This is a genomic window from Ignavibacteriales bacterium (genome assembly GCA_026390595.1).
In the GTDB taxonomy this organism is placed as follows: Bacteria; Bacteroidota; Ignavibacteria; order UBA10030; family UBA10030; genus UBA9647.
The window spans coordinates 38,555-51,071 of the sequence record JAPLFQ010000022.1; the positions used below are offsets into that span (position 1 = coordinate 38,555).

9 protein-coding genes are annotated in these 12,517 nt (G+C 53.7%); 3 read left to right on the plus strand and 6 right to left on the minus strand.

Annotation, left to right across the window (positions count from 1 at the left end; all coding sequences use genetic code 11):
- Positions 1–348: 348 nt before the first annotated feature.
- The gene (locus NTU47_11550; protein ID MCX6134438.1) at positions 349–1,791 is read left to right on the plus strand and encodes a T9SS type A sorting domain-containing protein; all 1,443 of its coding nucleotides are present in this window, start codon (positions 349–351) and stop codon (positions 1,789–1,791) included.
- 141 nt (positions 1,792–1,932) lie between these two features.
- Complete coding sequence (locus NTU47_11555) at positions 1,933–5,205, plus strand: S41 family peptidase (protein ID MCX6134439.1); 3,273 nt, start codon at positions 1,933–1,935, stop codon at positions 5,203–5,205.
- 319 nt (positions 5,206–5,524) lie between these two features.
- Here the strand turns inward: NTU47_11555 and NTU47_11560 are convergent, their stop codons facing one another.
- Positions 5,525–5,974, minus strand: a complete 450-nt coding sequence (locus NTU47_11560; protein ID MCX6134440.1) for a deaminase — start codon at positions 5,972–5,974, stop codon at positions 5,525–5,527.
- A 212-nt stretch (positions 5,975–6,186) separates the two neighbouring features.
- Here NTU47_11560 and NTU47_11565 point away from each other — a divergent pair, with 212 nt between their 5' ends.
- Positions 6,187–6,897 (plus strand): YebC/PmpR family DNA-binding transcriptional regulator, encoded by a 711-nt coding sequence (locus NTU47_11565; GenBank protein MCX6134441.1) that lies wholly within the window; start codon positions 6,187–6,189, stop codon positions 6,895–6,897.
- 852 nt (positions 6,898–7,749) lie between these two features.
- Here NTU47_11565 and NTU47_11570 read toward each other — a convergent pair.
- The 5 genes from NTU47_11570 to NTU47_11590 form a co-directional block, all read right to left on the minus strand.
- The gene (locus tag NTU47_11570; GenBank protein ID MCX6134442.1) at positions 7,750–8,319 is read right to left on the minus strand and encodes a 2-oxoacid:acceptor oxidoreductase family protein; all 570 of its coding nucleotides are present in this window, start codon (positions 8,317–8,319) and stop codon (positions 7,750–7,752) included.
- Complete coding sequence (locus NTU47_11575; GenBank protein ID MCX6134443.1) at positions 8,306–9,208, minus strand: 2-oxoacid:ferredoxin oxidoreductase subunit beta; 903 nt, start codon at positions 9,206–9,208, stop codon at positions 8,306–8,308. The genes NTU47_11570 and NTU47_11575 overlap by 14 nt, the downstream gene beginning before the upstream one ends.
- Before the next feature lie 2 nt (positions 9,209–9,210).
- On the minus strand, positions 9,211–10,374 hold the full coding sequence (locus NTU47_11580; GenBank protein MCX6134444.1) for a 2-oxoacid:acceptor oxidoreductase subunit alpha: 1,164 nt from the start codon (positions 10,372–10,374) through the stop codon (positions 9,211–9,213).
- 2 nt (positions 10,375–10,376) lie between these two features.
- Positions 10,377–10,637 carry a 4Fe-4S binding protein gene (locus tag NTU47_11585; protein MCX6134445.1) on the minus strand — a complete coding sequence of 87 codons (261 nt, stop codon included), beginning with the start codon at positions 10,635–10,637 and terminating at the stop codon, positions 10,377–10,379.
- Positions 10,638–10,928: 291 nt separating this feature from the next.
- Positions 10,929–12,509, minus strand: a complete 1,581-nt coding sequence (locus NTU47_11590; protein MCX6134446.1) for a C69 family dipeptidase — start codon at positions 12,507–12,509, stop codon at positions 10,929–10,931.
- Positions 12,510–12,517: the final 8 nt, after the last annotated feature.

Genomic DNA, 12,517 nt, shown 5'->3' on the forward strand with positions numbered 1-12,517 from the left:
TGGAAGCGAACCCGGGGCAGGGTGCGAGAGTGCAACTCTCGCATAGACGGTGAGGCTGTCCAAAAAGTAATCCCGACGGACAGAGAAACCTTTGAAGGTTGCGGAATTCATGCGATTTGTGAATCTTTACCAGGTCGAAATTGCATTCCCGCCTGACCTCTCGGAACAGAAATGGCGGGCAGGTCGACCTACAATTTGGACAACCTCAACTTCGCGTCTTTTCCGCCCAGCACAATGGACGCCGCGTAGGATTCCCATCGGATCTTCATTGCACTTCAAGGCGATTCTTCCTTCTTTGATTAGCCCAAGAATGAAGAACGCCGATGTTGAACGAAGATATACCCGCCGATGATCGCCTGTAGAATCTCGCGGCCGAAGTTCCCTTCGGCCTTTCTCGTACTTGTTTCTCTTCTCTCCTTCATTCCCCACATCAGCGACGCCCAGGTCTCTCTCCGTCGCAAGATCGGCCAGATGGTCATGGTGACGTTCGTCGGCGACTCGTTGGAGAAATCCTCCGCCAGCCTCGATACGATGAAATCCGATCTCGCGAACGGGTTCGTCGGCGGAACAATCTTTTTCACGTGGAGCAACAACCTCAGGCGGCCTCAACAAATTACTCACCTGACGAGCGAACTTCAGCGGCGATCTTCTATTCCCCTGCTGATCGCGACAGACGAAGAAGGAGGCCAGGTTGCCCGCTTGAGCAGCTCAAACGGCTTCGCAAACACCCCCTCTGCGTATCAGATGGGCACAGTGACCAACTCGGAAGCATACACACGATCCACCGCCTCCATGATGGCAGGATGGTTTCAGCAAACGGGCATCAATGTAGATCTTGCCCCCGTCGTGGACGTCAACGTCAACCCGACCAGCCCGGCAATCGGAGCGCTCGGACGCAGCTTCTCTTCAGATCCGTTCCTCGTAGCTTCTCACGCTGGATGGTTCATCGATGAATTCCGTAAGAAGAGCCTCTTCACAACATTGAAACACTTCCCGGGGCATGGGAGCGCGAAGACCGACTCTCATCTCGGACTGGTCGATATCACAAAGACGTGGGCAGACAGCGAACTCACTCCGTATCGCAGACTGCTGAGTGCCGGAGTCGTCGACCTGATCATGACGGCGCACGTGTTCAATGCAAACCTCGACAGCGTGTATCCTGCAACTCTTTCAAAGAAAATTGTGACCGGTCTCTTGCGCCAGAACCTCGGCTACCAGGGGGTCGTTGTCAGCGATGAAATGAGTATGCAAGCCATCGTCAACTATTATGGATTCGATGAAGCGATCACACTGGCGGTGAAGGCGGGCGTCGACATCCTCCTCTACAACAAGAACCAGGACAGCAGCGGGTTTTCCCTGGCCAGGCATGTCGTCGATTTCCTCGAACAGAAGGTGCTCGATGGCACGATCGCCGCCAGCAGAATCGACGAGTCGTACAACCGCATCATGGCCCTCAAGCAACGGATTGTCTCCGACGTTCCCGCCATATCGATTGCGTCGGTACCGGCCAATTTCGACCTGGGCAATTATCCCAATCCTTTCAACTCTTCAACAGCTATCAGCTACCGGCTACCTGCCCTGAGCGGAGTCGAAGGGGCAGCGAACAGGTACGTAACGCTGAAGTTGTACGATGTCCTTGGCAGAGAAGTCGCAACACTTGTTGACAAGCTTGAATCTCCCGGCACCCACATTGTCCGATGGGATGCATCCCGATTTTCCAGTGGAGTTTATTTTTACCGGCTTTCGGCCGACGCAATCGTCCAGACCAGGAAGATGGTTCTGACCAAATAGCCGTTTCGTCCCACTCAACTAGTACGCATTCCTTGCGTCCACCTCCTTTTTTTCGTAATGTCGAGGTGCTTCCTCAACTGTTCACGTCTCCTGACCGGTCACAATACTTTCACCCAGTCATCACTACGACAGGATCTCATCATGAAACGCTCTGCGATCTTCCTGCTTCTGCTTGTGCTCCCCTTGCTGGCGCTCGCGGGTTCCCCGCAAGGGTACTACCGCTTCCCGACTCTCACCTCCGACAAGATCATCTTCACCGCTGAAGGCGATTTGTGGAAAGTCGATCTCAACGGCGGCATCGCGCAGCGACTGACATCTCACCTGGGAGGCGAAACAAATGCGGCCGTCTCGCCCGACGGTAAACTCGTGGCCTTCTCGGCGCAATACGAAGGTCCGACGGAAGTATATACTATGCCGGTCGAAGGAGGACTTCCAACCCGCCGCACGTATGACGGCGACGCCATCGTTGTCGGGTGGACACCCGACGGCAGGATCATGTATCAGTCCGGCCATTACTCGACGGTCCCGAACCGTCAGTTGCTGACGATTGACCTGAAGACTGGGATTTCCGAGTTGATTCCCCTGAGCCAGGCAAGCGATGGATGTTTCAACCCGCAAGGGACGACGTTGTTCTTCACCCGGCTTCCTTTCCAGGGAAGCCATACCAAGCGCTATAAGGGAGGAACGGCTCAGAACATCTGGAAGTACGAGCTCGGCAAACCGGAGGCCTCCCCGGTGACTGCGGATTTCACGGGAACGAGCAAAGTCCCGATGTGGTGGAACAAACGGATCTACTTCGCGAGCGATCGTGACGGCACGATGAACCTCTGGTCGATGAACGAAGACGGAAAGGATCTGAAACAACTCACCGTTCATAAAGGATGGGATGTCAAGTCCCCCTCATTGAGAGATGGGAAGATCGCATACCAGGTGGGTGCCGACATTCACGTGTTCGACATCTCCTCGAACACTGACCGGCTCGTGACGATAACGCTGTCTTCCGACCTCGATCAGGAGCGCGAGCGATGGGTCAAGAAGCCGTCCGATTATCTCACGGCGACAAACGTCTCGGCGAACGGAGACCGTGTCGTCCTGACCGCGCGCGGGCAGGTGTTCGTCGCACCGGCACAGCAAGGGAGACTGGTGCGCGCGACCAGCCGGAACAACATTCGCTATCGCAGCGCCCAATTCATGCCCGACGGTAAGTCCCTCCTCGTCCTTTCCGATGAATCGGGTGAGCTCGAATTCTGGAAGGTTCCCTCGAATGGCGTCGGAGATCCGGAGCAGCTCACGAACGACGGGAAAGTCTTCCGCAACGATCCTACGATATCACCGAACGGGAAATGGATCGTATTTGATGACAAGAATCAAGATCTCTGGCTATTCAATCTCGAAACGAAAAAGATGACGAAGATTGCGTCGTCGGAGTTCGACGGATTCAGCGGCTTCAGCTGGTCGTCCGACAGCAAGTGGCTGACGTTCGTCCAGACGGCAGAAAACACCTTCTCACAGATCATGCTCTACAATGTTGCTGACGGGAAAACGGCTGCCTTGTCACGCGACCGCGTCGACAGTTACAATCCCGTGTGGAGCGCTGATGGAAAGTGGATCTACTTCATCTCTGAACGCGTCTTTCAGTCGCTCGTTGGCAGCCCGTGGGGAGCCCGACAGCCCGAGCCCTTTTTCGACAAGACCAGAAAGATCTATGGCATTTCGCTGAGGAAGGACGGGCGATTCCCGTTCCTCCCGACGGACGAACTCGTCGCTCTACAGTCAGAGGACAAAGACAAAGAAAAAGAGAAGGACAAGAAGAAAGAAGCGGACGATCAGAAGAAAGAGAAGACAGTCGATGTCGTCGTCGACCTTGACGGGATTCAGGACAGAGTTTTCGAGGTTCCGCTGCCGGCAGGCAGATACCGCGCACTTTCGATCAACGATAAAAACCTGTTCTGGACAGAGTCCGAGGGAGTGTTCGGTTCGAAAACCAAGCTCATCGCGCTTGAAATCAAAAACAAGGATATCACCCCGAAGACCCTGCTCGATGAGGTCGACGGCTACGATCTCTCCGGCGACGGCAAGAGGTTGATGGTCCAGAAATCAGGCGACCTCTACGTCATTGAAGCTTCGACATCACCTCCTTCTGATCTCCCGAAGAGCAAGGTAAACCTCGACAACTGGACTCTTTCGATCAGTCCCCGTGAAGAATGGCGCCAGATGGTCATGGAAGAATGGAGACTCGAACGGGATTATTTCTACGATCCAGATCTTCACGGTATCGACTACAAGGGTCTGCTGCAACGGCATCTGCCGCTTGTGGACCGCGTGACCGACCGCGACGAACTCAATGACCTCATCACAAACCTGGTGGGCGAACTTGCTGCCCTTCACATTTTTGTAGGGGGCGGCGACAGGCGGCTAGGACTTGACCAGATCAACCCGGCATCCCTGGGCGCTCTTCTCGTGAAAGATGAGGCGAATGGCGGGTACAGGATTCAGCACGTGTACCGCTCCGATCCGGATTATCTTGAGGTCTCTTCGCCTCTTGCGAAGCCCGGCCTGCCGATCAGAGAGGGAGATGTGGTCAAATCGATCAACGGAGTTTCGACGTTGTCCGTCCAGTCACCTTACCTGCTCCTGAGGAATCAGGCGAATCAGCAGGTGCTTCTCAAACTGAAATCCGCCACGACCGGGAAGGACTATGACGCGGTTGTAAAGCCGATCTCGCAGGGAGACGAATCAAATCTCCGGTACAGCGAGTGGGAATACACCCGCCGGCTGCGTGTCGAGGATGCGAGCAAGAACGACATCGGCTACGTCCACCTCCGCGCGATGGGAGGAGGCAACTACACAGAATGGGTGAAGAACTTCTACCCGGTGTTCAATCGCAAGGGCTTAATCATCGACGTGCGGCACAACCGGGGCGGGAACATCGACAGCTGGATACTCGAGAAACTGATGCGCAAGGCATGGTTCTACTGGAAACAGCGCACACAGCAGCCAACGTGGAACATGCAATATGCATTCCGCGGCCACCTCGTAGTGCTCTGCAACGAGTTTACAGCTTCCGACGGCGAGGCGTTTGCGGAAGGATTCAGACGGCTCGGTTTGGGCAAAGTGATCGGCACAAGAACGTGGGGAGGTGAAATATGGCTCTCTGCGCGACCATGGCTGCAGGACAGAGGAATGGCGACGGCGGCCGAGACCGGCGTCTACGGACCGGAAGGCGAATGGCTCATTGAGGGACACGGCGTCGATCCCGACGTGGTTGTGGACAATCTTCCGCGGGCGACGTTTGACGGGAAGGACGCGCAGCTCGACGCGGCAATCAAATATCTGCAGGAACAGATCAAGCTGCATCCTGTCGAAATACCCCCTGCTCCGAAATTCCCGAACAAATCGTTCGAGTATCGATAGCCCATCTCTTCAATGATGGGACATGGAAACCGAAGGTGACCGTCACTTCCAGAGATTCTCGCTGAAGTGCCGGTCACCTTCCTGTCCATGCGCCCCGCGTCACCGGGTTAAACCAACCTTTTCCCCGCGTTGTCTCACCTTCAGAAGACGTCAACCACCGCATCATTCACGGAAGACAGTTGAACGATGTCTGAGGTCCCCGGCCCCTTCTCCGGCAAGAACAAAAAACCCTCAAACAACTTGAGGGTTTCTTTATTGCATCGACGATGCCTGTCCATCATTCCATGGGATATCGAATTGATGTCACAGGGGACCACGCCTAGATGAGTTCGAGGTGATCCCCCTCGCCCATATAGATCAGAGTGATGCCCGCCTCTTTTGCATAGGCCGTAATCCGCTCATCGCGATAGAACTCCTTATAGTAGACCACTTTGATGCCGCAATTCGCAACCAGCTTGAAACACGCAAGACACGGTGAGGCGGTGACATAGATTTCGGAGTTGTCGATGGACACGCCATTCTTCGCAGCCTGAGCGACCGCGTTCGCCTCGGCATGCACCGTTCGCACGCAATGATCATTTTCCATGTCGTGGCCGGCTTCATCGCAATGCGCCGCTCCGCGAAGACTTCCGTTGTATCCCGTGGAAAGTATTGTTTTGTCCCGAACGATCACCGCGCCGATGTTTTTCCTGTCACAGGTGCTTCGCGTCGCGACCTGTTCGGCGATTTTCATGAAATACTCGTGCCATTCGAGCCTTTTTTCATCCATGATGATTTCCTTCGAGAGGTGGGGGTCGACACAATGGGGGTTTTGCCTCGACCTGCGAATGATATTCAAAGAAAACCCTGAAAGCAAGCGCTCCACCCGTCCAAGTCAGAGGAAAAAGACCGCTCGATCCGTTGTTCCTTTTCAATTTTCAGACTCGTATCTTGTTCTCTACGAAAGCTCTTCTCAACCAGCACCGAATTCCAGCGAGATTTATGGGACGAATATTCGAAACACGCAAAGCGAAGATGTTCAAGAGATTTGCCCGCATGTCGAAGGCGTTCAACCGGATTGGGCGTGAAATCGAAATCGCAGTCAAGTCGGGGGTGACCGACCCGAAAATGAACCCGCGGCTGCGGATGGCCATTCAGAATGCCAAAAGCGTCAATATGCCGAAGGACCGCATCGAGTCGGCTATCAACCGCGCTGCATCAAAGGATACGGCAGGATACCAGGAAGTGCTGTATGAAGGGTATGGACCGCATGGGATCGCGATCATGGTGGAGTGCGCCACGGACAATCCGACGCGCAGCGTCGCCAACATTCGCATGATCTTTTCCAGGAACAGCGGGTCCCTGGCATCGACCGGCTCGATCGCCTTCATGTTCGAACGGAAAGGACTTTTCAAGGTCGCGGCAGACAAAATTTCCAACGTAGATGAGTTCGAACTCGAAATGATCGACCACGGGCTGGAAGAAATGGAACAACAGGATCAGGAGGTGTTCATCTATACATCCTTCCAGGACTTCGGCAAAATGCATAAAGCTCTGGAGGAGAAGGGGATCGAAGCGATCAATACGGAGCTTCAATACATCCCGACGACAACGAAAGAGCTCTCCGAAACCGAAGCGAAAGAAGTCCAGGACCTGATCGACAAGCTGGAGGAAGACGACGACGTGCAGTCGGTGTTCCACTCGATGGCGTAAACGAGACAGCTTGACATTGTATCTTCTTGTTAACAAATCTGAAATTCGAATACCGAAATCCTAGGCAAATACTGAGCACGAAATCCGAATTTCGAGTTAGCGCGTCCTTCACACCTCTTCACCAGAACCGTCTAAACTGCTGCAATAATTCGATTGGCAATTCTCTCCCACTTCAGATAATGTCGGTAACTTGGTGTATATTCGATTGAAACTGATCTGATCGAATCGAAATGACTCAAGTGCACGCACCACCAAAGTACGATTTGGAAGAGCGAACTCTTCGCTTCGCGAAAGAGACAATCAAGTTTGTAGGTCTCCTGCCAAAAACCCTCCCCAATATTGAAGTTGCCAGACAACTTGTCAGGTCGGCTGGTTCAGTTGGAGCAAACTACATTGAAGCGAACGAGTCCTTGGGAAAGAAGGACTTTCTGATGAGAATTAAAATCTCAAGAAAAGAATCGAAGGAAAGTCGGTATTGGTTGGAGCTTGTGACGTGTGAGGCCACATCGGAACCAGCTCGAGAGCAGCTCATTCAGGAGTCAACGGAATTGATGAAGATCTTTGGAGCAATATTGCGCAATTCAATGAGCTGAAACGGTGGGAGCGAGGATGAATAGGAAGGAAGTTATCATCCCCCACGGTTTCGTATTTTCGAATTGGGATTTTGGATTTGTCTCGGATTTCGAGATTCCTGCCGGCAGGCAGGATAATTTCGAATTTGTCGTGATCCCTTTGGATATTGGATTTCGAGCTTCGAATAATAGATGTCGCAGTTTGGTTTGCGGCAAATGAAAACGCCAGGAATCCCTCCCTTGGACCCCTGGCGTTTCCTTGTACAGCCGACCTGCTTCTTTACGCGAGCGCTTTCTCTGTCTCGTTCTTCAGCACCTGCAATCCGTACTCGTACCCCTTTTCGAATGCTGCAAAGTTGAGTTCCTCCGTTCCCTTCGGCACTGAAACCTTCACTGCGCTCCGTGCCGCTTCGCGGCCTACGAAGTTCGTCACCGCCGTCGCGAACCCCAGCATCACGATGTTCAGCACAAGCCTCTTTCCAAGTTCCTCGGCGAAACGGGTTGCCGGAATGGAAAAGTGCTTGACGTCCGAGCGAAGGTTGTGCGTTACAACCAGATCCTCCTCCGTCAGAAGAACACCGCCGGGGGCAAGTTCGAGTGAAAACTTCGAATACGCTTCCTGCGACATCAGCACCATGACATTTGGCGCAATGATGTAGGGATACGTGATCTGTTCGTCCGAGACGATCAATTGAGCGCTGCAGGCGCTCCCGCGGGCCTCGGGCCCGAACGCCTGGATCATCGTAGCATATTTGTTGTCATAAATCGAGGCAGCGCGTCCAAGGATGTAGCCGCTGAGAATTACCCCTTGTCCGCCGAACCCGCCGATTTTGATTTCAGTCCTTGGCATGGAACACCTTCCTCATTTCTTCTGAAGGGACATAGCGTTCGCCATACTTTTTCTGATAGTGTGCGTTCATCGCTTCAAGGTAGGTCGGACGTTCTTTGTCAACAAATTTGCCGACGGTGATTTTCCCCTGGAAATCGAGCGCAACGCTCTTTGTGTCAGCGCCATTCTTGATTTCGCTGTTATCTCGATAGAATTCCATTTGATCCAGACCGTCACCAAGCTTGTTCCGCCGGCTATACAGCGTTGGGCAGGGGGCGAGGATCTCGACAAACGAAAACCCCTTCTTGGCAAGAGCTTCTTTGATGGACTTCGTCAGGTGACGCACGTGGTGAGCTGTCCACCGTGCCACGTACACCGCACCGCACGACTCGGCAAGGAACGGGAGATTGAATGTTTCCTCAAAGTTTCCGTGCGGCGTGGTTGATGCCGTTGCACCCACGGGAGTCGTAGGAGCCGCCTGTCCGCCGGTCATTCCATAGATCATGTTGTTGATCAGAATCACGGTGAGATCCATGTTGCGCCGCGCCGCGTGGATAAAGTGATTGCCGCCGATGGCCGTCAGGTCCCCGTCGCCGCTATAGACAACGACTTTCATCTCCGGATTGGCGAGTTTGAGGCCGGTGGCAAAGGGAATTGCCCGGCCGTGCGTGGTGTGGAACGAATCCAAATTCATATATCCTGCGACACGTCCCGTGCAGCCGATCCCGGACACGACAGCCACCTTGTCGAGATCCAATCCGCTGGTCTGCAGCGCGCGGACAAAACAGTTGACCGTTGTACCAATTCCACAGCCCGGACACCAGATGTGCGGCATCCGGTCCATGCGCAGATAATCCTCGATCGGGTTCGACGGGATGGTAGCTTCGATTTCGTAAAGTTCTTCCGGCATGTTCACTTCCCTCGCAATGATTTCTCAATCGCCGCAAAAATCTCTTTTGGCTGGTGGACAGTTCCACCTGCGTGCGGCACGGACACAACACTGCACTTCCCCGCCGCGCACCGCTCAACTTCAAACACCATCTGACCCATGTTCAGTTCAGGCACGACGATCGATTTTACGCGTCCCGCCAGTTCCCTGATTCGCTTCTCCGGAAACGGCCACGCGACGATGAGTCGCAAATGACCGACCTTCAATCCTTTGGCCCTCGCCTGCTCGATTGCCGGAATTGCAGTACGCGAAGTAATCCCGTACGTCACCACGACAACATCTGCCCCCTCAACGTTTTCCTCTTTGTACATGATGATGTCATCCGCGTGGAGCCGTATCTTGTCCATCAACCGCTGGACCAGTTTTCCCTGGGCGCTGACGGACATGTCGGGATATCCTTTTTCGTCGTGCGTCAAACCCGTCACGTGAATGCGGTACCCGTCTCCGGCCTTGACCATCATCGGCACGAGGTCTCTTCCGGCGTCGAACGCACGGTAGTTTTCCTTCGGACCTTCATACACTTTTCTGTCGACCACTTCGATTTTGTCCGCCGCCGGGATGACGACGCGTTCGATCATATGACCGACGCACTCATCCATCATCATCATCACCGGAACGCGATAGCGTTCGGAGAGATTGAAGGCATGGATCGTGAGGTCGAAACACTCCTGGGGCGAATTGGGGCACAGAGCAATAATCTGGTAATCGCCATGCGACCCCCAGCGAGCCTGCATCATGTCGCCTTGCGCCGGCATGGTCGGCAATCCGGTGGACGGACCGGCGCGCTGCACGTCGACAAACACGCACGGTGTCTCGGTCATCGCCGCGAGGCCGATATGCTCCATCATCAGAGAGAACCCGGGTCCGGAGGTCACGGTCATCACTTTCTTTCCTCCCCACGCCGCACCCTGGATTGCAATGGAGGAAGCTATTTCGTCTTCCATCTGGATGAACACTCCGCCGACAAACGGGAACCGGTCTGCAATACGCTCGACGACTTCCGTTGACGGGGTGATGGGATAGCCGGCAACAAACCTGCATCCGGCCGCGATCGCTCCTTCGCTGCACGCGTGGTCGCCATCGATAAAATGGGCTCCGGTAAGAACTCCAATTGGATCAGCGTGCACGGTTAAGCCTCCTTCGTCTTTTTCTTGATGATATAGCCGTAGATCGCAAAGTCAGGGCACACCATTCCGCAAATATCGCATCCGGTGCACTGATCCTTCTTCACCAGAACCGGTACGTGATATCCTTTGGAATTGTACTCGGTGGAGAGCTCAAGCACTTCAGGGGGGCAAAACTCTACACAAAATCCGCAGCCTTTGCAGCGTTCGGCAGCGATGACTACACTTCCCTTTGCCTTTTTCGTCGGTTCCGCCACTTGGGCCATATCGGGTATCCCTCTCAGTGATAAGAATCTTGTCAAATGGCACAAATTGTATGCCGACCAAAATTGGCTGTTTTTGGCCGTTAAGGCGGTGAGACATAAGAAGAGGGGACAGGAATTCTTATTTGTGGTAAGTCAATCCTGTTTGTCGGGGAAAATTGAGGGAATTTGGAACGGTGTTCAGCAATTAATCGCCTAGCCAGACTGAAGGAAATTTTACCACGAAGACACAAAGAACAGCCTTCTTCTATGACTTCGTGCCTTTGTGGTTGAAAACCCTTTGCATGAGGATTGTCAGAATTTGTAGGTGTACTTCGTCCAGAGTTCATCTCCCAGCTGCCAGTACCTTTCAACTGCGTCGTTGGCAAGCTTGTGACTGTACTCCGTCAACTGTCGTTTTGCTTTCGCGGGATCTTTCTTCCAGAGTTCCAGCACCTTCTTCTCAAACTCCGGCTGGTTGTCGAATGCCTTCTTCTCAATCTCCTGCCACACCAGTTCGACATCTTTCTGCATCTCCTGGAAGCGGAGGTAGCAAAGCTGACCCACAGATCTGTACGCCCACCAGGCACAATCTCTTCTGAACTTCTGGCGGCCATCGATCATATAGCTCTGAGGCATGCTCTCAATGCCGGAATAGAATGGGGTGTGAGGTGTTGTGGCAGGATTGTCGTATCCTAACCACACAACTCCGCCGATCGCATCTGGCAGCCACGCTCTCGATTGCGTCACATGAACATACGTTGCCCTCGCACACGCGATGGTCCTTTCGCCTTTCACTCTGAAGAGCTCTTTGTAGTCGTTGCTCATGAACGGATTCGCGACAGGGCTCTTGACAGCCTTCCCGTCCTTGTCCTTCACGTAGATACCATTGGTCATGTCAAATTCTGTTCCCTGGTAGTAGTCACGAAATATTTCCAGAACATCCTTCACCGAGAGCTTCTTCTCTGCTTTGACTGAGAGCGGATAGTTTTCTGCGTTCGGATCCAGCTTGAGAGACGGAGCTGCCTGGCTGAGAACACGCCACTCCCTTCTGCGGCTATATAAACCATTTCTGTCTGCATATGCATTACAGAACACGAACGGCTTTCCGCTTTCCGGTTTCCACCATCCATGTTCTTGTGCGAGCGAGAACACGTTGTCCGAAGCCAGGACATTGGCCGTATCGTTCACATCGATTTGTTGTATCCTGCTCGCATTTGCCGATACACCGACGTGATCATCGGGTATCCGCACCGCTGCCCAGACGGCCCCCTTCTTTCCTTTCCCCGGACCCATTATTTCGAAGTGCCATGCTTCTTTCGTGTCCGCGAATGTGAAACACTCCCCATAGTCATTGTACCCGTAGGCCTTCGTAAGTTGATCAATGACACGAATTGCCTCCCTGGCGGTGCCGGCTCGTTCGAGGGCCAGCCGGTAGAGCTCGGGACAATCGAGTATTCCTTCGTCGCTCTTGAGTTCCGATTTCCCCCCGAATGTCGTCTCGCCGATCGCGAGCTGCTTCTCATTCATGACAGGATAGGCGGAATTGATGTAGGCGTACGTTTCCGGTATCTGCGGAATCTGACCCACTGAGATAGCGTCCGGATCACCCGGTCCCTTTGTCTCTTTTGAGCCCATATAGACCAGCGCCATATCGCCCTGCTTGTGCTTCATTCGCGGGACAACATTGATCCATGTTCTGTCTGTCTTGGAATCGCAGGAATGAGATGTCATCGTTGAACCATCGGACGACGCGGCTTTCCCCACGATGACGCTTGTGCAGGCGTCAAGATCGGGTCCGGCATCACGCCTCTCAGGTGCGTTCGCTGGCCTCGCGGAGAGAATTGAAAGGATGAGGATGAAGAATGGGATCATTACACGGTGCAGGTGGTTCATTTGTTTCC

Excerpts from the sequence above, each read along its gene's own strand:
- NTU47_11550 (MCX6134438.1), top strand. The coding sequence starts at position 349 with ATGATCGCCTGTAGAATCTCGCGGCCGAAGTTCCCTTCGGCCTTTCTC.
- NTU47_11555 (MCX6134439.1), top strand. The coding sequence starts at position 1,933 with ATGAAACGCTCTGCGATCTTCCTGCTTCTGCTTGTGCTCCCCTTGCTG.
- NTU47_11560 (MCX6134440.1), bottom strand. The coding sequence starts at position 5,974 with ATGGATGAAAAAAGGCTCGAATGGCACGAGTATTTCATGAAAATCGCC.
- NTU47_11565 (MCX6134441.1), top strand. The coding sequence starts at position 6,187 with ATGGGACGAATATTCGAAACACGCAAAGCGAAGATGTTCAAGAGATTT.
- NTU47_11570 (MCX6134442.1), bottom strand. The coding sequence starts at position 8,319 with ATGCCAAGGACTGAAATCAAAATCGGCGGGTTCGGCGGACAAGGGGTA.
- NTU47_11575 (MCX6134443.1), bottom strand. The coding sequence starts at position 9,208 with ATGCCGGAAGAACTTTACGAAATCGAAGCTACCATCCCGTCGAACCCG.
- NTU47_11585 (MCX6134445.1), bottom strand. The coding sequence starts at position 10,637 with ATGGCCCAAGTGGCGGAACCGACGAAAAAGGCAAAGGGAAGTGTAGTC.
- NTU47_11590 (MCX6134446.1), bottom strand. The coding sequence starts at position 12,509 with ATGAACCACCTGCACCGTGTAATGATCCCATTCTTCATCCTCATCCTT.